This is a genomic window from Pantoea sp. BJFS-204 (assembly GCF_049310725.1).
In the GTDB taxonomy this organism is placed as follows: Bacteria; Pseudomonadota; Gammaproteobacteria; order Enterobacterales; family Enterobacteriaceae; genus Pantoea; species Pantoea agglomerans.
Genome location: NZ_JBMOWE010000001.1, coordinates 440,596 through 464,828, shown reverse-complemented (window position 1 = coordinate 464,828; position 24,233 = coordinate 440,596). Strand labels below are relative to the sequence as shown.

Genomic DNA, 24,233 nt, shown 5'->3' with positions numbered 1-24,233 from the left:
CATCGGACGTGACGCCTTTATCGGGGGGATCGATGAGTACGCAAAGCACTAACGTCCGCTGGCAACTGTGGATTGTTGCCATCGGCTTCTTTATGCAGACGCTGGATACCACCATCGTGAATACCGCGATCCCGTCGATGGCGCACGATCTGGGTGTCAGCCCGCTGCACATGCACTCGGTCATCGTCTATTACGTGCTGACGGTAGCGGTGATGCTGCCGGTCAGCGGCTGGCTGGCCGATCGCTTTGGCGTGCGCAACATTTTCTTCTGCGCCATTGTGCTGTTCAGCCTGGGATCACTGCTGTGCGCCCTCTCCGGCACCCTCGATCAGCTGGTGCTGTCGCGGGTGGTTCAGGGGATTGGCGGGGCAATGATGGTGCCGGTGGGTCGTCTGACGGTGATGAAAATCGTGCCGCGCGAGCAGTATATGTCCGCCATGACGTTTGTCACTCTGCCCGGCCAGATCGGTCCGCTGCTGGGTCCGGCGCTGGGCGGTGTGCTGGTGGAGTACGCCAGCTGGCACTGGATCTTTCTGATCAATATCCCGGTCGGCATTGCAGGCGCTATTGCCACCCTGATGCTGATGCCCAACTACAGCATGCAGACGCGGCGCTTTGATTTCGGCGGTTTTATCCTGCTGGCCGCCGGAATGGCAACCCTGACGCTGGCACTGGATGGTCAGCGCAGCAGTGGCGGCTCTCCGCTGCTGCTGGGTGCCATGATCCTCATTGGTATGTTCTCTCTGCTGTTCTACCTGATGCATGCGCGCAGCAATGATAATGCGCTGTTCAGCCTGAAGCTGTTTGATAATCGCATCTACTCCATTGGCCTGCTCGGCAGTTTTACCGGCCGCATCGGCAGCGGCATGCTGCCCTTTATGACGCCTATCTTTCTGCAGCTCGGCATGGGTTACAGCCCGTTTCATGCTGGTCTGATGATGATTCCGATGGTGCTGGGGAATATGGGGATGAAACGCATTGTGGTGCGCATCGTCAATCTTTTTGGCTACCGCAACGTGCTGGTGATGTCGACCGTGGCGCTGGCGCTGGTGGTCCTGCTGTTCCCGCTGGTGGCAATTCTGGGCTGGGTCTGGCTGCTGCCACTGGTGCTGTTTCTGCAGGGCATGGTCAACGCCATCCGCTTCTCTTCAATGAATACCCTGACGCTGAAGGAGCTGCCCGATGAGCTGGCGTCCAGCGGCAACAGCCTGCTGTCGATGATTATGCAGCTGTCGATGAGTATTGGCGTTACCGTGGCCGGGCTGCTGCTGGGGGCATTTGCTCAGGAAAGCGCAGCGAACAGCACGGCGGAACATCAGATGTTTATTTATACCTACCTTTGCATGTCGCTGATTATCATCCTGCCCGCGCTGGTGTTCTGGCGCGTGCCGCCACAGGTGAGTACCAACGTTGATTTGCGACGCCGGAGAAAAAAATGAGAGATAACCTGCGCCTGGGCATCGGTGCCAAACTGTTTATGGCGATTTTCGCCACCTGCATGCTGGTGCTGATTACCATGCACTGGGGGGTTCGCCTCAGTTTCGAGCATGGCTTTGTCGACTACATTAAGCGCGGCAACGAGCAGCGGTTAAATCTGCTCAGCGATGCCCTGGCCGATCAGTATGAGCAGCACGGCAACTGGGATTTTTTGCGCCACAACGACCGGCTGGTGTTCACCATGCTGCGCTCGCTGGAGCAGAATCCCGACAGCAACAGTCAGCTGCCGCCGCACGGCTGGCGCACCCAGTTCTGGATCCTCGACCAGCAATATAAAGTGCTGGCCGGGCCAAAATCGCCGGTGCCGCCCGAAGGCACGCGACGCAATATCACCACCAGCAATAATAAAGTGGTCGGCTGGGTCATCGGCTCGCCGCCGGAGCGGCTGACGCGCAGTACCGACATTAACTTTGATCAGCAGCAGCGCCGCACCAGCTGGATTATCGTCGGGCTGTCTACGCTGCTGGCGGCACTGGCGACCTGGCTGATGGGGCGCGGTCTGCTGGCTCCGGTCAAACGTCTGGTCGACGGCACCCATCATCTGGCGGCCGGTAATTTTGCCACCCGCGTTGAGGTCAGCAGCCGGGATGAGCTGGGCCAGCTGGCCAGGGACTTTAACCTCCTTGCCAGCTCGCTGGAGAAAAATGAGAGCATGCGCCGCGCCTTTATGGCCGATATCTCCCATGAGTTACGGACACCACTGGCGATCCTGCGCGGTGAACTGGAAGCGATGCAGGATGGGGTGCGCAAACTGACGCCGGAAGCGATCGCCTCGCTACAAAGCGAAGTGGTGGTGCTGACCAAGCTGGTCGACGATCTGCACCAGCTGTCGCTGTCCGATGAGGGCGCCCTTGCCTACCGCAAACAGGCAACCGATCTGGTGCAACTGCTGGAAGTGACGGCGGGCAGCTTTGCCGAACGCTATCGTGCACACGGGCTGACGCTGAAACTCAATCTGCCCGATAACGCCCCCTTCTTTGGCGACCCCGACCGCCTGATGCAGTTGTTCACTAATCTGCTGGAGAACAGCCTGCGCTACACCGACAGCGGGGGCCGGGTTGAAGTGACGCTGAACTATGAGGCGCCCAACTGGCGCATCGAATTTGATGACAGCGCACCGGGCGTGGATGGGGAACATCAGGCCCAGATTTTTGAGCGCTTCTTCCGCACCGAAGGCTCGCGCAATCGCGCCAGCGGCGGCTCGGGACTGGGCCTGGCCATCTGTAAAAATATCGCTGACGCGCATGGCGGCGATATTCATGCGGCGCACTCTGATTTAGGTGGACTGAAAATCGCGCTACACTTGCGCTATGTTCCCCTTGTGTAGACGCTTATGAGCCTGGAAAACCACGACCCGCTGATTCTGGTGGTCGAAGATGAGCCGAAACTGGCGCAGCTGATGATCGATTATCTGCATGCCTCGAACTACCGTACCCATCACATCGCCGACGGTAACGCGGTGCTGGAGTATGTGCGCCAGACGCCACCCGACCTGATGCTGCTGGATTTGATGCTGCCAGGCACCGACGGTTTAACGCTGTGCCGTGAAATCCGTCGTCATTCCGAACTGCCGATTATTATGGTCACCGCCCGCACCGAGGAGATCGATCGGCTGCTGGGGCTGGAGCTGGGCGCGGATGACTACATCTGTAAACCCTTCAGCCCGCGTGAAGTAGTGGCGCGAGTTAAAACGATTCTGCGCCGGGTAAAACGGTCGGCGGAAGAGCCGCAAAGCGCCTCGTTACTTCGCGTCGATGAGAGCCGCTTCTTCGCCAGCTGGCGCGACAAGCCGCTGGATCTCACGCCGGCGGAGTTCCGTCTGCTGAAAACGCTGTCGCTGGAGCCGGGCAAGGTCTTTTCACGCGAACAGCTGCTCAACCATCTCTATGATGACTACCGCGTGGTCACGGACCGCACCATCGACAGCCATATCAAGAACCTGCGGCGCAAGCTGGAGAATCTCGACAGCGAGCAACCTTTTATCCGCGCCGTCTACGGCATGGGCTATCGCTGGGAAGCCGATGCCTGTCATTTGATCTAGTTTGATCCCGATCAATTTACTTCCCTTTTCTCACTGCCTACAATTCCGCACCTTTTGCAGGGCTTCATTGCCCTGCACCTGCCGCCTGAGGCGACATGCTGACCTGACATCAGTGAGAAAATCATGAAACCCGAACTGCTTTCCCCCGCTGGCACCCTGAAGAACATGCGTTACGCGTTTGCTTATGGTGCCGATGCCGTTTATGCCGGCCAGCCGCGCTACAGCCTGCGGGTGCGCAACAACGAATTCACCCACGAAAACCTCGCACTGGGCATCAGTGAAGCGCACGCGCTGGGTAAAAAATTCTACGTGGTGGTGAACATTGCGCCGCACAACGCCAAACTGAAAACCTTTATTCGTGACTTAGCGCCGGTAGTGGCGATGCAGCCCGACGCGCTGATTATGTCCGATCCCGGCCTGATTATGCTGGTGCGCGACGCTTTCCCGACGATGCCGGTTCATCTGTCGGTGCAGGCCAATGCGGTCAACTGGGCCACGGTAAAATTCTGGCAGCAGATGGGGCTGAGCCGGGTGATTCTGTCACGCGAGCTGTCGCTGGAGGAGATCGCCGAGATCCGCCAGCAGGTCCCGGAGATGGAGCTGGAAGTCTTTGTCCATGGCGCACTCTGCATGGCCTACTCCGGTCGCTGCCTGCTCTCCGGCTATATGAACAAACGCGACCCGAATCAGGGAACCTGCACCAACGCCTGCCGCTGGGAGTATAAAGTGGCGGAGGGTCAGCAGGATGAGGTGGGGAATATCGTCGGTATCCACCAGCCTGTCGCCGTACAGGATGTGACGCCAACGCTGGGCGTTGGTCAGCCCACCGACAAGGTGTTTCTGCTGGAAGAGAAGATGAAGCCCGGCGAGGTGATGAGCGCGTTCGAAGATGAGCACGGCACCTACATCATGAACTCGCGGGATCTTCGCGCGGTCGCGCACGTGGAGCGGCTCAGCGAGATGGGCGTTCATTCGCTGAAGATCGAGGGACGCACCAAGTCCTACTACTACTGCGCCCGCACCGCTCAGGTTTATCGCCGGGCGATTGATGATGCCGCTGCCGGTAAGCCGTTTGATCCCTCACTGCTGTTAACCCTGGAAGGCCTGGCACATCGTGGCTATACCGAAGGTTTCCTGCGCCGCCACACTCACGACAGCTACCAGAATTATCAGCAGGGCTTTTCGGTGTCCGACCGCCAGCAGTTTGTCGGCGAATTCACCGGCGAACGCCGGAGCGAATGGGCTGAAGTGGCGGTGAAGAATAAGTTTATGCTGCACGACAGCGTGGAGATCATGACGCCTCAGGGGAACCTGAATTGCCAGCTGGACGCGCTGCAGAATGCGCGCGGCGAACCCACTGAAGTTGCGCCGGGCGATGGCCATCGCGTCTGGCTGCGGGTGCCAGAGGAGGTGGATCTGCGTTTTGCACTGCTGCTGCGCAACTTTGATCATGGTGAAGATACCCGGGACCCTCATAATCGTTTACCAACGGAAACATTTTGAGGAAATCAGAACAGGATCACAGACCCCTGCGCGGCGCTGCTTTATAGTCCCGCCTGCTGCTAACGAGTAACAATAAACGGCAGATTTACCAGGAACCACCTCATTTACCCGCCCGGCTCCCCCGTGCGGGTTTTCTTTTTTCTCTCTTTCGCCAATAATTTACTGCTGGCAGCTGTGTTATAAATCCCTTCTTACTCTGTAGTTCTTCAAGGAACGCAAAATGGATAATAAACCGCTTACGCTGCTCATCCTGAATGGGAAAGGCGCGGGTAATGATGATCTGCGCGAAGCTATTACGACCCTGCGTGAAGAAGGCTTCGACATTGCGGTGCGTGTCACATTTGAAAAAGGTGACGGCGATCGGTACGTCAAAGAGGCCATTGCGCTGCAGGCCGCGACCGTGGTGGCGGGTGGCGGCGATGGCACCATCAATGAAATTGCGACAGCGCTGGCTTCTTCTGAAGCGGATCATCGCCCGGTGCTGGGCATCCTGCCGCTGGGTACCGCCAACGATTTTGCCACCAGCGTCGGCATCCCGGAAGAGATGGAACCGGCACTGCGACTGGCGATTCAGGGCAAAGCCAGTGCCATCGATCTGGCCAGGGTAAATCAGAGCCACTACTTCATCAATATGGCGACTGGCGGGTTTGGTACCCGTATCACGACTGAAACCCCGGAAAAGCTGAAGTCGGCGCTGGGTGGCGTCTCCTACTTTATTCACGGCCTGATGCGCATGGATACGCTGAAACCGGATACCTGCGAGATCAGCGGCCCCGATTTCGCCTGGCAGGGTGATGCGCTGGTGATCGGTATCGGTAATGGTCGTCAGGCGGGCGGCGGTCAGCGGTTGTGCCCTTCTGCCCTGATCAACGATGGCCGACTGGACGTCAGTGTTGTCACCGCGCAGGAGTTGCTGCCTACCCTGCTGCACTCGCTGACCGGCGACGATGACAATCCCGGCATCGTCACCACGCAACTGGAGTCACTGACGATCCGTTCGCCACATGAGATGACCTTTAACCTCGATGGCGAGCCGCTTTCCGGGCGCGAATTCGTGATTGAGGTGATGGCGGGCGCGCTGAGCTGCCGCCTGCCGCCGCAGTGCGCGCTGCTTGCCTGAACCAACATCAGGGGCGAAAGCCCCTTTTTTATTGCTGCCAATAGCGCCTATTTTGTTCGTAACATTCCCCCTGCTGCCTCGCTTTATGACGCCTTAATCGCCGTTTTCAGACAATGTAAACACTCTGTGATTCCGTTCACAACTCTGCCACCCTAACTTGTATGGTAGTATTAAAGAGCGTACTTTTTCATCATTGAACGCTGACTTAAGGCAACCAGGATGAAAATTGTTAAGGCAGAAGTATTTGTAACCTGCGCAGGCAGAAACTTTGTCACCGTAAAAATCACCACCGATCAGGGTCTGACCGGCATTGGCGACGCAACGCTGAATGGCCGTGAATTACCGGTCGCCTCCTACCTGAAAGATCACGTCTGCCCGCAGCTGATTGGCCGCGATGCGCATCAGATCGAAGACATCTGGCAATATTTCTACAAGGGCGCTTACTGGCGTCGTGGCCCGGTCACCATGTCCGCTATCTCGGCAGTCGATATGGCACTGTGGGATATCAAAGGCAAAGCCGCCAATATGCCGGTGTATCAGCTGCTGGGTGGTGCATCCCGTACCGGCGTGATGGTCTATTGCCACACCACCGGTCACTCTATTGATGAAGTGATGGATGACTACGCGAAGCACAAAGAGCTGGGCTTCAAAGCGATTCGCGCGCAGTGCGGCGTTCCGGGCATGAAAACCACTTACGGCATGGCGAAAGGTAAAGGTCTGGCCTATGAGCCTGCAACCAAAGGCAACTGGCCGGAAGAGCAGCTCTGGTCAACCGAGAAATACCTCGATTTCACCCCGAAACTGTTCGCCGCCATCCGTGACAAGTTTGGTTTCGACGAGCACTTGCTGCATGACATGCATCATCGCCTGACGCCGATTGAAGCGGCGCGTTTTGGCAAGAGCGTGGAAGATTATCGCCTGTTCTGGATGGAAGATCCGACGCCTGCTGAGAATCAGGAGTGCTTCCGCCTGATCCGCCAGCATACCGTTACGCCGATTGCCGTGGGTGAAGTGTTCAACAGCATCTGGGATTGTAAGCAGCTGATTGAAGAACAGCTGATCGACTACATCCGCACCACCATTACGCATGCGGGCGGCATTACCGGTATGCGGCGTATCGCTGATTTTGCCTCGCTCTATCAGGTGCGCACCGGCTCGCACGGTCCTTCTGATCTCTCCCCTGTCTGCATGGCGGCTGCACTGCACTTTGACCTCTGGGTGCCGAACTTCGGTGTGCAGGAGTACATGGGCTTCTCCGAACAGATGATGGAGCTGTTTGATGCTAACTGGACCTTTGACCAGGGCTACATGCATCCAGGCGACAAACCCGGTCTCGGCATTGAATTCAACGAGAAACTGGCGTCGAAATATCCCTATGAACCTGCCTATCTCCCGGTCGCCCGTCTTGAAGATGGCACCCTGTGGAACTGGTAAGGAGAAGCTGATGAAAAGCGTTGTTATTGAACAGCCGGGTGAACTGGTGGTGGCTGAACGTCCGCTGCCACAACCTGCGGCGGGCGAAGTCCGGGTCAAAGTGGCTTATGCCAGTATCTGCGGCTCTGATGTGCATATCTGGCACGGGCATAACCCGTTCGCGAAATATCCACGGGTAATTGGTCACGAATTTTTCGGCGTCATTGACGCGGTGGGCGACGGTGTTGATCCGGCCCGGCTGGGCGACCGCGTGGCGGTGGATCCGGTGGTGAGCTGCGGCAGCTGCTATCCCTGCTCGGTGGGCCGTCCCAATGTTTGTACCACACTGCAGGTGATTGGCGTGCACCGTGATGGCGGCTTCAGCGAGTTTGCGCTGGCTCCGGCAAAAAATGCCTTTTCCCTGCCGGACAGCATCCCCGATCGGCTCGCCAGTCTGGTTGAGCCTTTCACTATCGCCGCCAATATCACCGCGTTTCTCAAACCGCAGCCAGACGATGTGGCGCTGATTTACGGTGCCGGTCCGATGGGGCTCACTGCGATTCAGGTGCTGAAGGGCGTCTATAAGGTTAAAAAGGTGATGGTGGTGGATCGTCTGCCGGAAAGGCTGGCACTTGCAGAGCAGAGCGGTGCGGATCAACTGTTCGATAACAGCGAAATTCCGCTGGCGGCACAGCTTGAGGGCGTGCAGCCTACGCTGATTATCGACGCGGCCTGCCATCCCACCATTCTGGCTGAAGCAGCTGCCCTCGCCTCACCCGCCGCGCGCATTGGCCTGCTGGGTTTCTCCGGCGAGCCGTGCAGCATTACTCAGCAGAGCCTGACCAGCAAGGAGCTGTCGCTGTTTACCTCACGTCTTAACAGCAATCGTTTCCCCCAGGTGATCGAATGGATGGAAAAAGGGTTAATCCAGCCAGAGAAACTGGTCACGCACTACTTCCCGCTGCAGGAGATTGAGCGTGCGATGACCCTGTTTGAAAAAGATCCGCGCACCTGCTGCAAAGTCATACTTCAGATGGGTTAATTATCCGCTGAACACCAGGTCTCCTCAGCCGGTGCGTACCCGCCGGCATGACTATAAAGATAAAACAGATCACGGAGTTTGTATGTTCAAGAATCTGCGCTGGACCCTCGTTTTGCTGCTGTTCCTGGTTTACATGATTAACTACCTCGATCGTGTCGCCCTGTCGCTGACGGTGCCGCTGGTGGAAAAAGATCTGGCGATCAATGCTGAGCAGTTTGGCATGATCTTCGGCAGCTTTTTCTTTGGCTATGCCCTGTTTAACTTCCTTGGCGGCCTTGCCACTGACCGCTATGGCCCTAAAATCGTGCTGGCCGTGGCGGTAGGAGCCTGGTCCATTTTCTGCGGCATGACCGCACTGGCCACCGGCTTCTGGTCACTGCTGATCCTGCGTGTGCTGTTCGGCATGGCTGAAGGCCCGATCTGCTCCTCGGCTAACAAAGCGATTAACGGCTGGTTCCCGAAAAAACAGGCCGCGACGGCCATGGGCTTACTGAGTGCCGGATCACCTTTGGGTGGTGCGGTCGCTGGCCCGATCATTGGTTATCTGGCGCTCGCCTATGGCTGGCGTCCGGCGTTCGTAATTGTCTGCTGTATCGGACTGGTGTGGATGGCATTCTGGCTCTTCTTCGCCGCTGACAATCCGGCGAAGAGCAAGCGCGTCAGCGAAGAGGAACGTCTGCTGATTGATCGCCTGAAAGCAACGAACCCGAATGATGAAGTTGATTTGTCGGAAACGTCACATCCGTTTGGCTACTACCTGCGCCAGCCGATTATCCTGGTCACCGCTTTTGCCTTCTTCTGCTACAACTACATTCTGTTCTTCTTCCTGAGCTGGTTCCCGGCCTACCTGGTGCAGGCGCACGGCCTGGATATCAAATCGATGAGCATCACCACCATGATCCCGTGGATCGTCGGTTTCGTTGGCCTGGCGCTGGGTGGCTGGATCTCCGATAAGATCTTTAACATCACCGGCAAGCTGTTGTTGTCCCGCAAAATTGTGCTGGTGGTCTCACTGCTGGCCGCCGCAATTTGTGTGGCGCTGGCGGGTACGATAAAAGATGTGGTGCCTGCGGTAATTATGATGTCGGTGTCGATTTTCTTTCTCTATATCACCGGCGCAATCTACTGGGCGATTATTCAGGATGTGGTGCACAAGAGCCGTATCGGCAGCATCAGCGGCTTTATCCATCTGGTGGGTAGCCTCTCCGGCATCATCGGGCCTATTGTCACCGGGTTTATTGTTCATCACACCGGTAAATTCGATAGCGCCTTTATCCTTGCGGGCTGTGTCGCCGCGCTGGGTGCCTTCCTGGTGTTATTTGTGATTCGCAGTCCGAAAACCCAGGATAAACCGGTTTCGGTCTGAGTGTTGTTTCGCTAACAGATGTATGATTTCGGGGCGCTTTGCGCCCCGTTTGCCATAAGGATGGACTATGTTACAGATTGATCGCCTGCCCGCTGAGGTCAGGCGCCCCGCTTACGACCGCAGCCAGTTAAAAACCCGCATGGTACATATCGGTTTTGGTGCATTTCACCGCGCCCATCAGGCGCTCTGCAGCGATAAGCTGGCTGAACAGGGCAGCGACTGGGGTTATTGTGAAGTGAACCTCAACAGCGGCGCGTTGATTGAGGCCCTGCGAGAGCAGCAGCTGCTTTATACCCTCACCGAGATGGCCGATGATTCATTGCATACCCGGGTGATTGGCGTCATTACTCAGGCACTGCACGGCAAAAGTGACGGTATTGAGGCGGTGATCAATGCCATGAGCCAGCCTGAGGTGGCGATTATCTCCATGACCGTCACCGAGAAAGGCTATTGCCACCAGCCTGCCAGTGGCAATTTAAATCCCGATCACCCTGACATCGTGCATGACCTGCAGAATCCGCATTCGCCGCGTTCACTGCCCGGTCTGATTCTGGCCGCGATTCGCCGCCGACGGGATCAGGGCTTACCCGCCTTTAGCGTGATGTCCTGTGACAACATGCCGGAAAATGGTCACGTGACCCGCAACGTTGTTGTGCAACTGGCACAGCATCAGGATCCGGCCCTGGCAGACTATATTCAGCAACACATTACCTTCCCCTCCACCATGGTCGATCGTATCGTTCCGGCCATGACCGATGCGGCGTTTGCGGCACTAGGCGCGCGTCTGGGTTCCGATGACCCGGTTGCGGTTGAAGCGGAGCCCTTCTTTCAGTGGGTGATTGAAGATAACTTCGTCAATGGCCGTCCGGCGTGGGAAAAAGCGGGCGCAGAACTGGTCAGTGACGTTCTGCCCTATGAAGAGATGAAACTGCGCATGCTGAATGGCAGCCACTCTTTTCTGGCCTATCTCGGCTTCCTGGCCGGTTATGAGTACATCAGCGACTGCGTGGCCGATCCCCATTTCCGCGCCGCCGCCCGTTCACTGATGATTGATGAGCAGGCGCCGACGCTGCGTACCCAGGGCGTGGATCTCAACGCCTATGCCGATTCGCTGATCGCCCGTTACGAAAACCGTGCCATTAAACATCGCACATATCAAATCGCCACTGACGGATCGCAAAAATTGCCACAACGCATGCTCGACAGCCTGCGCTGGCATCTGCAGCGCGGCAGCCGCTGCGACCTGCTGCTGCTGGGCGTGGCGGGCTGGATGCGCTATGTCGGCGGCATCGATGAACAGGGTCAGCCGATTGAGATCCGCGATCCGCTGAAAGCCACGCTGGCAGAGACGGTTGCCGGAAGCGAAGAAGGCGAAGCGCGTGTCCGTGCGCTATTGGGTCTGCGCGACATCTTTGGCGACGATCTGGCGCAGAACGCCGATCTGGTGGCCCGACTGACGACGTATTACCAGCAGCTGACGACTCAGGGCGCGCGGGCGACGGTGCAGCAGTGTATGAGCCAGGCATAACAGCCTGGTGACAAAGCGCTGGCGCAGACGCAGCGCGCTGATTAGACTGACACTTTCCCATCGCGCTGGCCCCTGCCAGCCGTAATATGGATATTGCTGCATGTCGATCGCCTATACCATTACTACCAGCGAACCGGTAAATCAGCAGATTTACCGGTATCTGCGCAAAGATATCGTCACCTGCGCAATTCAGCCGGGCTCGCTGCTCTCGGAAAAAGAGGTATCCGCGCGCTTCAACGTCTCACGCCAGCCGGTGCGCGAAGCGTTCATCAAGCTGGCCGAAGCCGGACTGGTACAGGTATTGCCGCAGCGTGGCACTTTCGTGCGCAAAATCTCCGCTAAGCGGGTGGCGGATGGCCGCTTTATCCGGGAGGCCGTTGAGGTGTCGGTGGTTCGCCGTGCGGCACTGGAGATTGATGATCCGGCCCTGATGGCGCTGGAGCATAACCTGCAGCTGCAGCGCATGGCCGCTGAACGGCATGACAGCCAGGCTTTTCTCACTCTGGACGATGAGTTTCATCGCCTGATTGCTGAAAGCATTGACTGTAAGCTGGCCTGGGAAACGGTGGAGAACATCAAAGCGGCCATGGACCGGGTGCGGTTTCTGACGCTGAGTGAAGTCTCTCCACCGGACAAGCTGATTGAGCAGCATGAAGAGATTTTTGCGGCGCTGAAGCGTCATGACGCCGATGCAGCCGAAGCGGCAATGCGTCGTCATCTGCAGGAGATGATCTTCTCTATCACCCCGATTGCCGAGCGTAACAGCGCCTGGTTTGAAGCACCCTGAACCTGAAACCGCCCGTACCACCTGATTACCAGGTCGATGCGGGCCTTCGTCGTTACCACCATTGATGAAAATGGTGAACCGGCCCGATACCCTTCCCGACCTCCAGCGAATCCGCCTGCAGCAGCGCCTGCTGTAACCAGTTTTTGGCTTCCCCGATCGTCTCTGCCCAGTCAGCATGACGTGGTCGCAACGCGGCTAAGGCTGCCGACAGCGTACAGCCGGTGCCGTGCGTATGACGGGTATTCACGCGCGGCGTACTGAATCGCTGCTCTGCTGAGTGCGTGATCAGCCAGTCCGGGCTCTCCGCCGCCGCAAGGTGACCGCCCTTCATCAGCACAGCCTGACAGCCCAGTGCCAGCAATGCCCGTCCCTGCTCGCGCATTTCCTTTTCATCTGTCGCAATGGGGCAGTCCAGCAACGCCGCCGCTTCCGGCAGATTAGGCGTGATCAGCGAGACCTGCGGCAATAACAGCTCCCGTACACTGGCTACGGCGTCTGGCGAGAGCAGCGCATCACCACTTTTCGCGACCATGACCGTGTCCAGCACAACAAACGGGATTGCCGCATTGCTCAGCCGGGCCGCCACCTGCTCCACGATAGCCGTTTCTGACAGCATGCCAATTTTTGCGCTGTCGATGCGCACATCACTGAGCACCGAATCAAGCTGGGCGGCAACAAAGTCAGGCGTAATGCGATAAACCGACTGCACGCCGCAGGTATTCTGTGCCACCAGCGCGGTGATGACGCTGGTGCCATAGGCTCCCAGAGCCGAGAAGGTTTTCAGATCGGCCTGAATACCAGCGCCGCCGCTGGGATCGGTACCCGCAATCGTCAGAGCGTTAATACGCTTCATGATTATCCTCCAGCGTCCAGAGTGCATCTATAAACGCTGTGGCAAAGCTGCCGGGTCCGGCAGCCTGCGCCGCCGCCTTTTCACCCGCCAGCGCCATCACCTGACAGGCGGCCGCGACATTCATGAGCCGATCGCCTGGCAAAGAGCTGAACCCCGCCACCACTGCCGAGAGGGCGCAGCCGGTCCCGACTACCCGTGTCATTAAGGGGCTTCCACCGTGTACAGCAAGGAGTCGCTGACCATCGGTGGCGTAGTCCACTTCACCGGTGACGACCACCAGCGTGCTCCAGGTTTCCGCGAGCTGTTGGGCTGCATCGAGTGCTGCATCCGCCTGATGCAGCGTGTCGACACCGCGCCCGCCGCTGGCCTGTTGTGCCAGCGCCAGAATCTCTGACGCATTCCCCCGAATCACCGCCGGTTGCTGGTTTAACAACTGCTGGCAGAAGTCACTGCGCAGCGTCAGCGCGCCGACGGCAACCGGATCGAGTGTCCAGGGCGTGCCCGCCTGATTAGCCGCGGTGACGGCAGCCTGCATCGCCTGCTGGCGCTCACGGGTTAAGGTGCCCACGTTAATCAGCAGTGCATCGGCCATGCTACTGAACTGGGCGGCCTCAGCGGCATCGATCACCATCGCCGGTGAGGCATGGAGAGCCAGCAACACGTTGGCGGTGAAGTTCTGGACCACGTCATTGGTCATACAGTGCACCAGCGGTGACTGGCGGCGGAAAGCGTGCAGAATGGGCGCGAAGTGCGCGGCAGAAAGGTGTTGAGATTGATGTGTCATCGTAGCTCCCAACCGGCGAACAAGAAGGCGAATGCGGTCAGGCATCAGACTTCCCTACGCTGGCATTATCCAGTTCAGGTCAGCGGGTTTTTCTCAGCCCTTTCCGTGTGGAAAGCGGCACCCCGAGTCGTATTACGGCTTGCAGCATAGGCAAGCCGCGCAGCGAAAGCAAGCGACTACCGCCTGGGAAATAATCAGAGCTGAAACAATTCACATGATCCCGATCAACGCCTGAGGGTGCAAAAAAAGGCTTAATGCTGCGGGTTAACGAGATACCTCTTTATAGGTAGCCCCGCTTATTACCCGGATGGGTAATATTTCCCGCAGTGACTCTGGTTACCCCATAATAATTAACCTGCTCGCAGCATCATCGTAAAAAACACTTTATTTCATGGAGTTAGAAAACTCCTGAAGCGGAACTTCATACTATTCAGGATGTATGATGCGATTTTTAGCGCTTATTCCACACCGCCATCGATGGCAGGATATTAATATTGAACGCAAGGGTGCCGTGGCACCCAATGGCAGACAGTACCTCTCCACCTATATCTCCGCCCGTTGCACAGGCTGTGGCGAAATTATTCACCGTGTCTATTATCGCGACATCAGCGATCGGCAGGCGCGCCGCTGGTTAGGTTAGCGTCCCGGCAACGGTCATTCCGGACACAGTTCAGGTTAACAGTTAGTTAGCAATTTGTTAGTCTGGTAACTAATCATCGTCTGACCAGACTCTCTCTATGCCACTGCTGTTTGAAAGCTTAAGCCATCAAATTTACCTGTCAGCCCCGCTGTTTATCCTGATCCTGCTGGGGTACTGCCTGACGCGCATGGGGAAATGGCCCGCCAGCATCAGTGAAGGGATGAACCGCTTTGTGTTTAACGTTGCTCTGCCCTGCATGCTGTTTCGGGTAATGAGCACCTTCTCGCAAAGTCCGCCGGTGGATGCGCGCCTGTTGCTGGCCTTTTTCGGCAGTTGCCTGCTGGTGTTTATCGTGGGGCGACTGCTGGCAACAAGGCTGTTTAATCTGGATGGCGTAGCGGCGTCGGTTTTTGCGCTGGGCGGCATCTTTTCCAACAACGTCATGCTGGGGATCCCAGTGGCCACGGTACTGCTGGGGCCAGAAGCCCTGCCCCCGGTGGCGCTGGTGCTGGTGTTTAACAGCCTGATCCTCTGGACCTTACTGACCGTTTCGGTCGAGTGGGCAAAACAGGGCAGCTTCTCGCTGGAAGGACTCTGGCGCACCCTGCTCGGCGTGCTGAAGAATCCGCTGATCATCGGTATTCTCAGCGGTACAGCCTGGAGCTTTCTGCAACGTCCCTTGCCGCTGCTGGCCGCTGAACCGCTAAAGATGCTGGCCTCACTGGCCGCACCCCTGTCGCTGGTGACGCTGGGCATGAGCCTGGCACACTATCGGGTGCGGGATGGCTTAAAAGAGAGCTATACCATCTGCCTGCTGAAGCTGGTGCTGCAACCGATGACGGTATGGGCTATCGCGTGGCTGACCGATCTGCCGCCGCTGGAGAGTAAAGTGGTGGTGCTGCTGGGATCGATGGCAGTCGGGGTTAACGTCTATCTGATGTCGCAGAAGTTCAATGTCATTACCGGCCCGGCGGCGGCGAGCATGCTCTTTTCTACCGTGTTTGCGGCGGTCACAACGCCAATCTGGATGATGCTGATGACGCTGGCGGGCTATTAACAAAAAAGCCCCTCAGCACACGTGCTGAAGGGCTATTGTCTGAGTGGCGAAAATTTACTCAGCCGATTTGGTACGAATCAGATAGTCAAAAGCACTCAGTGAGGCTTTAGCACCTTCGCCGCTGGCGATGATGATCTGCTTGTACGGTACGGTGGTGCAGTCGCCCGCGGCGAACACGCCTTTCAGGCTGGTTTCGCATTTACCATCGATGATGATCTCACCCATTTTGTTGCGCTCAACCGCACCTTCCAGCCATGGGGTGTTTGGCAACAGACCAATCTGAACGAAGATACCGGAGAGCGGCAGCTCATGAGTGGTCTGCGTCGTGCGATCGATATAGTGCAGGCCGGTGACTTTGGTACCGTCGCCTTTCACTTCGGTGGTCTGCGCGTTCAGAATCACATCCACGTTCTTCAGGCTGCGCAGCTTATCCTGCAGCACCTGATCGGCGCGCATCTCACCAGCAAACTCCAGCAGCGTAACGTGTTCAACGATACCGGCCAGATCGATGGCCGCTTCCACGCCGGAGTTACCGCCGCCGATCACCGCCGTGCGTTTGCCTTTAAACAGCGGGCCATCGCAGTGTGGGCAGTAGGTCACGCCTTTGGTGCGATACTCTTCTTCACCCGGCACGCCCATGTTACGCCAGCGTGCGCCGGTCGCCAGGATGATGCTGCGTGATTTCAATACTGCGCCGGAGGCGGTTTCGATGGCGTGCATTCCGCCCTCTTTCGCTGCCGGGATCAGTTTGATGGCGCTCTGGCTTTCAATGACGTCCACGTTGTAATCATCCACGTGTGCGCGCAGTGAACCGGCCAGTTTTGCCCCTTCGGTTTTCGGTACGGAGATATAGTTTTCGATATCGACCGTGTCCAGCACCTGGCCGCCAAAACGCTCACCCAGCAGGCCGGTACGGATACCTTTACGTGCTGAGTAGATGGCTGCCGCTGCGCCCGCCGGGCCGCTGCCGATAATCAGGACTTCATACGCGTCACGCTTGTTCAGCTCTTCCGCTGCACGTTTGTCGGCATTGGTATCCACTTTGCTGACGATTTCCGCCAGGCTCATGCGACCCTGACCAAACTCTTTACCATTGAGGTAAACCGCTGGCACGCCCATCACGTTACGTTCCTGAATCTCGTTCTGGAACAGGCCACCGTCGATAGCGGTGTGGCTGATGCGCGGGTTAATCACCGCCATCAGGTTCAGCGCCTGTACGACGTCAGGGCAGTTATGGCATGAGAGTGAATAGTAGGTTTCGAAATGGAAGTCGCTGTCCAGCGCGGCAATCTGATCCAGCAGGCTTTGTGCTTCTTTCGACGGATGCCCACCGGTCTGTAACAGTGCCAGCACCAGTGAGGTAAATTCGTGACCCAGAGGTGAACCGGCAAAACGCGGGCCGCTGTTCGAACCTGGGTTGGTGATCAGAAATGAGGGCTTACGCACCTGACGATCGTTCTCTTCGCGGAAGCTGACTTTGTCAGACAAACCGGCGATATCAACCAACAGTTCACGGATCTCGGTTGATTTTGCACCTTCGTCCAGCGTGGCAATCAACTCAACAGGTTTGGTTAATTTTTCAAGGTAAGCCTTGAGCTGGGTTTTCAGATTTGTGTCGAGCATAGTGATATCCTGGTCAAAAAATCGGGTGCCGCAGCACCCGATTGGAGAATGGTCGAAAGGCCGAAGCGGAATTAGATTTTGCCAACCAGGTCCAGAGACGGAGCCAGTGTTGCATCACCTTCTTTCCATTTAGCCGGGCACACTTCACCTGGGTGAGAAGCCACGTACTGAGCCGCTTTCACTTTGCGCAGCAGGTCAGAGGCGTCACGGCCAATGCCTTCAGCAGTGATTTCGATTGCCTGGATAACGCCTTCCGGGTCAACGATAAAGGTACCACGGTCAGCCAGACCTTCGTCTTCGCGCATGATTTCGAAGTTACGGGTCAGCGCGCCAGTCGGGTCACCGATCATCGTGTACTGGATTTTCGCGATGGTGTCAGAAGAACCGTGCCAGGCTTTGTGGGTAAAGTGGGTATCGGTAGAAACGGAGTAGATATCTACGCCCAGTTTCTGGAACTCTTCGTAGTGATCAGCCACGTCGCCCAGCTCGGTCGGGCAGACGAAGGTGAAGTCAGCTGGATAGAAGAAGAACACACTCCATTTACCTTCAACGTCTTTCTCGGTTACGTCGATGAATTCGCCGTTTTTGAATGCTGCGTTTTTGAACGGCTTGATTTTGGTATTGATAATAGACATCTGGTGGCCTCCGTTAAAATATGTGATGCAGGTTACATAATTTCCGGGCCAACATCTAATATGCAGTCGTTATCAATTTGATTAACGAAAGCTATCAAACGCTAAGAGCCTGATGCTCTCTGGCCCGGCAGGCAGTGTACAGCGATTTACGTGACATTTAACCCGCTTTATCTTTTCCGCCCCTCTCCGCGAATCGCTGCTAGTTTTGTAAGACCGGATTAAAAGGGAGCTGACTTGTGGAGATTCGTCCGTTTACTGAAGCCGATCGTCCTTTTCTGCGTACGCTGTTTCTGGCGGCGCGTCGGCATAACTGGCGCTGGCTGGACGGCAGCGAGTGGCAGCTGGAAGATTTTGATGGGGTAATCCTGGGTGAAACCGTGCTGGTCGCGGAAGCTGATGGACAGCGGGTCGGATTTGCCGGCCTGCTGGAGAACGATAACTTCCTGCACAGCCTCTATGTCGATCCTGACTGGCAGGGGCGCGGCGTGGGCAGCGCTTTGCTTAAGGCGGCAGAGGCGCGCTTTACCTCAACCGGTGCGCTAAAGTGCCTGCAGAAGAATAAAGCGGCGCAGGCCTTTTACCTGAAACATGGCTGGAAGATGATTTCACAAGGCGAAGGCGAACATGGCGGCTACGTGCTAATGCACTACCCGCTGGCTTCGCAATATGCCAGCGGGTCGGGTCGTGCTTAGAGCGCGCGGAAGGCGATGTCGCCGGGGATGACTTCGCCCTGCCAGTAAAGCTGGGCAGCAACGCGTCCGGCCAGCTGGCGATACAGCGCGGTAAACTCGCTATCGGGCCGGCGAATCACCGTCGGCTGACCTTCATCGAGATCTTCGCGCAGGTCAATGTGCAGCGGCAGCTGAGCCAGCAGCTGCGTCTGGTAATCCTCTACCAGTTTCTGTGCGCCGCCGGTGCCGAAAATCGGCTCATGGAAGCCACACTGACTACAGACATGCAGGCTCATGTTTTCCACCACACCAAGTACCGGCACATTAACCTTTTCAAACATCACCAGCCCTTTGCGGGCATCAATCAGGGCGATATCCTGCGGCGTGGTCACCACCAGCGCGCCGGTGACTGGTACGTTCTGCGCCAGCGTCAGCTGAATGTCACCGGTACCGGGTGGCATATCCAGCACCAGATAATCCAGCTCAGGCCACAGCGTCTCGTTCAGCAACTGCATCAGCGCTTTGCTGGCCATCGGCCCGCGCCACACCATCGCATTGTCGTCCGTGACCAGATAACCAATAGAGTTGGTTGCCAGCCCGTGCGCCATGATCGGCGCCATGTGGGTGCCATCCGGCGAGGTAGGCCGTTGATCCTGGGTGCCAAGCATGTTCGGCACTGACGGGCCATAAATGTCGGCGTCAAGAATGCCGACCCGCGCCCCCTCTGCTGCCAGCGCCAGCGCCATGTTCACGGCGGTGCTGGATTTACCCACGCCGCCTTTGCCAGAGCTGACCGCAATAATATTTTTCACGCCGTTGACGCCCGGCTGGTTTTTCACCCGTTTCAGGGTGGCAATGTCATGGCTGAGTCGCCAGTCGATGGCACCCGCGCCGGTCTGACGCAGCAGTTCGGCGCTGACCTGCTCTTTCAGTACGTCGAATCCGCTGGCCCAGGCAAACGGCATCAGCAGCTCCACATGCAGCGTACCGTCAAGCTGTGCCACGTGATGTAACGCCTTAAGGGCGGTAAGATTCTGCTTAAGGGTCGGATGCTCAAAGCTTCTCAATACGCCAGCCACGATGGCGCGCAGGCCTTCTGGCGTCTGCGGTTCCCGGGATTGTGCTGTCATCCCCTACTCCTTATTTCTGCTGTGCTTACGCTGTGTTTCAGCGATGTATTGTCAATGATATCAGATGCTCGTGGATCTGCGGTGACCGGAGGGGGTGAATCCCTTGTGTTTACGCAGGAGAAGCCTTCAGTTACCATCTAAGCCCGTTTTTTCAATCAACAGAAAGCTACGCAAACTATGACTCAAGTCGCTAAAAAAATTCTGGTAACGTGCGCACTGCCTTACGCGAACGGATCAATCCATCTCGGCCACATGCTCGAGCATATCCAGGCCGACATTTGGGTGCGTTATCAGCGAATGCGTGGCAATCAGGTTTATTTCATCTGCGCCGATGATGCGCACGGTACGCCTATCATGCTGAAAGCTCAGCAGTTAGGGATTGCACCGGAGCAGATGATTGCAGAAATGAAAAGCGAGCATGAAGCCGACTTTGCCGGTTTCAACGTCAGCTATGACAACTATCACTCGACCCACGGCGACGAAAACCGTGAGCTTTCTGCGCTGATTTATGGCCGTCTGAAAGAGAATGGTTTTATTAAGAACCGCACCATCTCCCAGCTTTACGATCCGGAAAAAGGGATGTTCCTGCCGGACCGTTTTGTAAAAGGCACCTGCCCGAAATGTAAATCTGCCGATCAGTATGGCGATAACTGCGAAGTGTGTGGCGCGACCTACAGCCCGACCGAGTTGATCGAGCCAAAATCGGTGGTCTCTGGCGCGACGCCGGTTCTGCGCGACTCTGAACACTTCTTCTTTGATCTGCCCTCGTTCAGCGCCATGCTGCAGGCCTGGACCCGCTCGGGTGCGCTGCAGGATCAGGTGGCGAACAAAATGCAGGAGTGGTTCGAATCGGGCCTGCAGCAGTGGGACATCTCCCGCGACGCGCCCTACTTCGGCTTTGAAATTCCGGACGCGCCAGGCAAATATTTTTATGTCTGGCTGGATGCGCCTATCGGCTACATGGGCTCGTTCAAGAACCTGTGCGACAAGCGCGGCGACATCGACTTCGACGAATTCTGGCGTAAAGACTCTACTACCGAGCTCTATCACTTCATCGGTAAAGATATCGTCTACTTCCACAGCCTGTTCTGGCCAGCGATGCTGGAAGGCAGCAACTTCCGCAAACCGAACAATCTGTTTGTGCACGGCTATGTCACCGTCAACGGTGCCAAGATGTCGAAGTCGCGCGGCACCTTTATTAAAGCCAGCACCTGGCTGCAGCATCTGGATGCGGACAGCCTGCGTTACTACTACGCGGCGAAACTCTCTTCACGTATCGACGATATCGACCTGAATCTGGAAGATTTCGTCCAGCGCGTGAACGCCGACATCGTCAACAAAGTGGTTAACCTGGCGTCACGTAACGCGGGCTTTATCACTAAACGCTTTGACGGCAAACTGGCGGCTGAGCTGGCCGATCCGGCGCTCTATCAGACCTTTGTGGACGCGTCAGAGAAGATTGGTGAAGCCTGGGCCGGTCGTGAATACAGCCGTGCTATTCGTGAGATCATGGCGCTGGCTGACCTGGCGAACCGTTATGTCGATGAGCAGGCTCCGTGGGTGGTGGCGAAGCAGGAAGGCCGTGATGCCGATCTGCAGGCGATCTGCTCAATGGGCATTAACCTGTTCCGCATTCTGATGACCTGGCTGAAGCCGGTGCTGCCGTCACTGAGCGCCCGCGCAGAAGGCTTCCTGAACTGCGAACTGAGCTGGGATGCTATCGCGCAACCGCTGCTGGACCACCAGGTTGCGCAATTCAAAGCGCTCTACAGCCGCATTGAGATGGCAAAGGTTGAAGGACTGATTGAGGCCTCGAAAGAGGATGCCGCTGCCGCCAGTGCACCGGCCGCAAGCGGCCCGCTGGCAGATTCGCCGGTAGGTGACACCATCACCATCGACGATTTCGCCAAAGTTGATATGCGCGTGGCGCTGATTGAGCAGGCGGAACTGGTTGAGGGTTCGGACAAGCTGCTGCGCCTGCAGCTCGACCTGGGCGGTGAAAAGCGTCAGATCTTCTCGGGTATCCGCGCCGCCTATCCCGATCCCTCTATGCTGGTCGGTAAAATGACCATTATCGTGGCCAACCTCGCGCCGCGTAAAATGCGCTTTGGTATTTCTGAAGGCATGGTGCTGTCAGCGGGTCCTGGCGGCAAAGATCTGTTTGTGCTGTCCGTCGACAGCGGTGCTGTGCCGGGAATGCCCGTTAAGTAACACTCTGCATTCTGCGGCTTTAACCGCTTAGCGCAGTGCCGTTCTCAAACCCTTCGTGCCTCATCACGGGCGCGAAGGGCTATCACTCCTCGCTCTGAATGTGCACCGCTTCCATTCCACTCCCGCCCCTGAAAATCTGTATCTGCTACGGCCACACCGCTGCATAAATGTGATCGCTAGCACGCTAAGCGGTTAATGCGTATGATGAAGCTCAGTGAAAACAGGAGCCTGCCATGCTCACCGTGCTGTCTGTCTGCGGGCGCTATCTTCGCGCCTTTATCATCATTTATCTCTGCTTATACGCCGGAATCGGCATCGCCTCGCTGCTGCCCATCAAACTGCCTGGCAGCATCCTTGGGATGTTAATTCTGTTTGCCCTGCTCGCCTCGCAGATCCTGCCTGTCAGTTGGGTTAAACCGGGCTGCCATCTGCTGATTCGCTATATGGCGCTGCTGTTTGTGCCGATCAGCGTCGGGGTAATGAGCTACACCGATATTCTGACCGCGCAGTTTGGCCCTATCGTGATCTCCTGCGTCGTCAGCACCTTCCTGGTTCTCTCTATTGTCGGCGTAAGCGCCCACCAGCTTCATAGTCGCCGTCCGGCCGGGGAGTCAGGCGATGAGTGAAATATGGTGGTCACTGCCACTGACGCTGGCGGCATTTTTTCTGGCGCGCAAACTGGCGATACGGCTGAAAATCTCGCTGCTTAATCCGCTGCTGGTGGCGATGGCGATTATTATCCCGATTCTGCTGTTGTTGCAGCTGCCCTATTCGCGCTATTTCGCGGGCAGTAAGATTCTTAATCAGCTGCTGCAACCGGCTGTTGTCGCGCTGGCACTGCCGCTGTATGAGCAGATGCATCAGATCCGTGCCCGCTGGAAATCGATTATTGGCGTCTGCTTTATCGGCAGTGTGACCGCCATGACCTCTGGCACCGCTATTGCTCTGTGGATGGGTGCCACGCCTGAAATCGCCGCTACCATCATTCCTAAATCCGTTACCACGCCCATTGCGATGGCCGTCTCCGGTTCACTGCACGGCATTCCCGCCATCAGCGCCATCTGCGTGCTGATTGCCGGAGTACTGGGTGCGGTGTTCGGACATACCGTGCTGAATCTGCTTGGCGTGAAATCTAAGGCAGCGCGCGGACTGGCGATAGGTAACGCGTCGCACGCACTCGGCACAGCGCGCGCCGCTGAACTCGACTATCAGGAAGGGGCATTCAGCTCACTGGCGCTTGTGATCTGCGGCATCATCACCTCACTGCTGGCGCCGTTTATTTTTCCGCTGCTGCTGCACTGGTTTGGCTGAAAGTTTGCGAGAGATCTCGCAAAGTTGAAACATGCAACACAGGTTACATTGTCAGAGCGATGTGGATCACATATAAACCGGTGACTGGCACATCGCCCTGCTGAATCTAATGAGGCTCACATGCAATCCCGTTTCCTCTCTGCCTTTGAGGCATTGCCGTCAACGCTGCAAACCGCACTCTCTCCGCTGCTGGACGATCCTGGCTTTCAGGCGGTGCTGAGCGCCGACCAGGTCGCCTCACTGCAGCAACAGACACAGATGGATGCCGATGCTCTGGCGCTGGCGCTGCTGCCCCTGGCGGCGGCCTGTGCCGTTGCTACCGTGTCGCATTTTAACGTCGGGGCTATCGCCCGTGGCGTCAGCGGCAACTGGTACTTCGGGGCCAACATGGAATTTATCGGTACGCCGTTGCAACAGACGGTTCACGCCGAGCAGAGCGCCATTACCCATGCGTGGCTGCGTGGCGAAAGTCAGCTTGAGACGATCACCGTTAACTACACACCGTGCGGTCACTGCCGTCAGTTTATGAACGAGCTGAACAGCGGTACGAACATTCGCATCAGCCTGCCACAACGCGCGATCAGCACCCTGGCCGATTATCTGCCGGATGCCTTTGGACCGCGCGATCTGGACATCACGACCTTCCTGATGGACAGCGTGGATCACGGCTATGTAGCCGAAGGCGATGAACTGGTGCAGGCCGCGGTTGCCGCTGCCAATGCCAGCCACGCGCCTTACAGCCAGTCACACGCCGGTGTTGCGCTGCTGACCGCAAACGGCGCGATTGTCACCGGGCGCTATGCGGAAAATGCCGCCTTTAACCCGAGTTTCCCGCCCCTTCAGGCGGCGCTGGTCCTGCTGAACATGCAGGGTGGCGATGTTCGTCAGATAAAAAAAGCGGTATTAGCCGAAGTGGAAAATGCCACGCTAAGCCAGTTCGCCGCCACACAGGCGACACTTCAGACATTCGGTTGCGGTGAGCTGCTGCAGGTGACGCTGTACAAAGCATAACCCGCTGTCA

General features: G+C 57.1%; 22 protein-coding genes and 1 riboswitch. Of the genes, 17 read left to right on the top strand and 5 right to left on the bottom strand.

Annotated features, from left to right (window positions below; translation table 11 throughout):
• Positions 1-32: 32 nt before the first annotated feature.
• The 10 genes from ACO6VX_RS02060 to ACO6VX_RS02015 all read left to right on the top strand — a co-directional run bounded on the left by ACO6VX_RS02060 (position 33) and on the right by ACO6VX_RS02015 (position 12,297).
• Positions 33-1,439, top strand: coding sequence for an MFS transporter (locus ACO6VX_RS02060; RefSeq protein ID WP_031292679.1), 1,407 nt, complete (start codon positions 33-35; stop codon positions 1,437-1,439).
• Complete coding sequence (gene baeS, locus ACO6VX_RS02055) at positions 1,436-2,824, top strand: two-component system sensor histidine kinase BaeS (protein ID WP_033758415.1); 1,389 nt, start codon at positions 1,436-1,438, stop codon at positions 2,822-2,824. Before ACO6VX_RS02060 ends, baeS begins: the two co-directional genes overlap by 4 nt.
• A 6-nt stretch (positions 2,825-2,830) precedes the next feature.
• Positions 2,831-3,538: a two-component system response regulator BaeR gene (baeR, locus tag ACO6VX_RS02050; protein WP_033772222.1), complete on the top strand. Its 708-nt coding sequence runs from the start codon at positions 2,831-2,833 to the stop codon at positions 3,536-3,538.
• Between the two features lie 120 nt (positions 3,539-3,658).
• Positions 3,659-5,041 (top strand): tRNA 5-hydroxyuridine modification protein YegQ, encoded by a 1,383-nt coding sequence (gene yegQ / locus ACO6VX_RS02045; RefSeq protein ID WP_061703770.1) that lies wholly within the window; start codon positions 3,659-3,661, stop codon positions 5,039-5,041.
• Between the two features lie 220 nt (positions 5,042-5,261).
• On the top strand, positions 5,262-6,161 hold the full coding sequence (yegS, locus tag ACO6VX_RS02040; RefSeq protein ID WP_033772226.1) for a lipid kinase YegS: 900 nt from the start codon (positions 5,262-5,264) through the stop codon (positions 6,159-6,161).
• A 219-nt stretch (positions 6,162-6,380) separates the two neighbouring features.
• Positions 6,381-7,595, top strand: coding sequence for a D-mannonate dehydratase ManD (gene manD, locus ACO6VX_RS02035; RefSeq protein WP_010670990.1), 1,215 nt, complete (start codon positions 6,381-6,383; stop codon positions 7,593-7,595).
• A 10-nt stretch (positions 7,596-7,605) separates the two neighbouring features.
• Positions 7,606-8,616 carry a Zn-dependent oxidoreductase gene (locus ACO6VX_RS02030; protein ID WP_033788256.1) on the top strand — a complete coding sequence of 337 codons (1,011 nt, stop codon included), beginning with the start codon at positions 7,606-7,608 and terminating at the stop codon, positions 8,614-8,616.
• An 82-nt stretch (positions 8,617-8,698) separates the two neighbouring features.
• Positions 8,699-9,982 carry an MFS transporter gene (locus tag ACO6VX_RS02025; protein WP_010248200.1) on the top strand — a complete coding sequence of 428 codons (1,284 nt, stop codon included), beginning with the start codon at positions 8,699-8,701 and terminating at the stop codon, positions 9,980-9,982.
• A 67-nt stretch (positions 9,983-10,049) separates the two neighbouring features.
• On the top strand, positions 10,050-11,510 hold the full coding sequence (locus ACO6VX_RS02020; RefSeq protein WP_422457533.1) for a mannitol dehydrogenase family protein: 1,461 nt from the start codon (positions 10,050-10,052) through the stop codon (positions 11,508-11,510).
• A 100-nt stretch (positions 11,511-11,610) separates the two neighbouring features.
• Complete coding sequence (locus ACO6VX_RS02015) at positions 11,611-12,297, top strand: GntR family transcriptional regulator (protein WP_010248206.1); 687 nt, start codon at positions 11,611-11,613, stop codon at positions 12,295-12,297.
• 52 nt (positions 12,298-12,349) lie between these two features.
• Here the strand turns inward: ACO6VX_RS02015 and thiD are convergent, their stop codons facing one another.
• Complete coding sequence (gene thiD, locus ACO6VX_RS02010) at positions 12,350-13,150, bottom strand: bifunctional hydroxymethylpyrimidine kinase/phosphomethylpyrimidine kinase (RefSeq protein WP_069025191.1); 801 nt, start codon at positions 13,148-13,150, stop codon at positions 12,350-12,352.
• A complete protein-coding gene (thiM, locus tag ACO6VX_RS02005; RefSeq protein ID WP_346455900.1) occupies positions 13,137-13,934 on the bottom strand; it encodes a hydroxyethylthiazole kinase in 798 nt (265 codons plus the stop codon). The genes thiD and thiM overlap by 14 nt, the downstream gene beginning before the upstream one ends.
• Positions 13,935-13,968: 34 nt before the next feature.
• A riboswitch (TPP riboswitch) is annotated at positions 13,969-14,069 on the bottom strand.
• Positions 14,070-14,376: 307 nt separating this feature from the next.
• Here thiM and ACO6VX_RS02000 point away from each other — a divergent pair.
• A complete protein-coding gene (locus ACO6VX_RS02000) occupies positions 14,377-14,574 on the top strand; it encodes a hypothetical protein (RefSeq protein WP_010248217.1) in 198 nt (65 codons plus the stop codon).
• A gap of 97 nt (positions 14,575-14,671) precedes the next feature.
• Entirely contained in the window at positions 14,672-15,631 is a 960-nt protein-coding gene (locus ACO6VX_RS01995; RefSeq protein WP_163640025.1) for an AEC family transporter, read from the top strand.
• A 54-nt stretch (positions 15,632-15,685) separates the two neighbouring features.
• Here the strand turns inward: ACO6VX_RS01995 and ahpF are convergent, their stop codons facing one another.
• Entirely contained in the window at positions 15,686-17,254 is a 1,569-nt protein-coding gene (gene ahpF / locus ACO6VX_RS01990; protein WP_010248223.1) for an alkyl hydroperoxide reductase subunit F, read from the bottom strand.
• Positions 17,255-17,325: 71 nt separating this feature from the next.
• Complete coding sequence (ahpC, locus tag ACO6VX_RS01985) at positions 17,326-17,889, bottom strand: alkyl hydroperoxide reductase subunit C (protein WP_010248225.1); 564 nt, start codon at positions 17,887-17,889, stop codon at positions 17,326-17,328.
• A 236-nt stretch (positions 17,890-18,125) separates the two neighbouring features.
• Here ahpC and ACO6VX_RS01980 point away from each other — a divergent pair, with 236 nt between their 5' ends.
• Positions 18,126-18,581, top strand: a complete 456-nt coding sequence (locus tag ACO6VX_RS01980; RefSeq protein WP_010670997.1) for a GNAT family N-acetyltransferase — start codon at positions 18,126-18,128, stop codon at positions 18,579-18,581.
• Here ACO6VX_RS01980 and apbC read toward each other — a convergent pair.
• On the bottom strand, positions 18,578-19,690 hold the full coding sequence (gene apbC / locus ACO6VX_RS01975) for an iron-sulfur cluster carrier protein ApbC (RefSeq protein ID WP_010248231.1): 1,113 nt from the start codon (positions 19,688-19,690) through the stop codon (positions 18,578-18,580). The genes ACO6VX_RS01980 and apbC overlap by 4 nt on opposite strands.
• 177 nt (positions 19,691-19,867) lie before the next feature.
• On the opposite strand from apbC, the gene metG reads away from it, so the two are divergent.
• From metG to cdd, 4 genes are all read left to right on the top strand, one after another.
• The gene (metG, locus tag ACO6VX_RS01970; protein WP_422457529.1) at positions 19,868-21,901 is read left to right on the top strand and encodes a methionine--tRNA ligase; all 2,034 of its coding nucleotides are present in this window, start codon (positions 19,868-19,870) and stop codon (positions 21,899-21,901) included.
• A gap of 233 nt (positions 21,902-22,134) precedes the next feature.
• Complete coding sequence (locus ACO6VX_RS01965) at positions 22,135-22,527, top strand: CidA/LrgA family protein (RefSeq protein ID WP_010248237.1); 393 nt, start codon at positions 22,135-22,137, stop codon at positions 22,525-22,527.
• A complete protein-coding gene (locus tag ACO6VX_RS01960; RefSeq protein WP_422457527.1) occupies positions 22,520-23,212 on the top strand; it encodes a CidB/LrgB family autolysis modulator in 693 nt (230 codons plus the stop codon). Before ACO6VX_RS01965 ends, ACO6VX_RS01960 begins: the two co-directional genes overlap by 8 nt.
• Before the next feature lie 120 nt (positions 23,213-23,332).
• The gene (gene cdd, locus ACO6VX_RS01955; protein WP_422457526.1) at positions 23,333-24,223 is read left to right on the top strand and encodes a cytidine deaminase; all 891 of its coding nucleotides are present in this window, start codon (positions 23,333-23,335) and stop codon (positions 24,221-24,223) included.
• Positions 24,224-24,233: the final 10 nt, after the last annotated feature.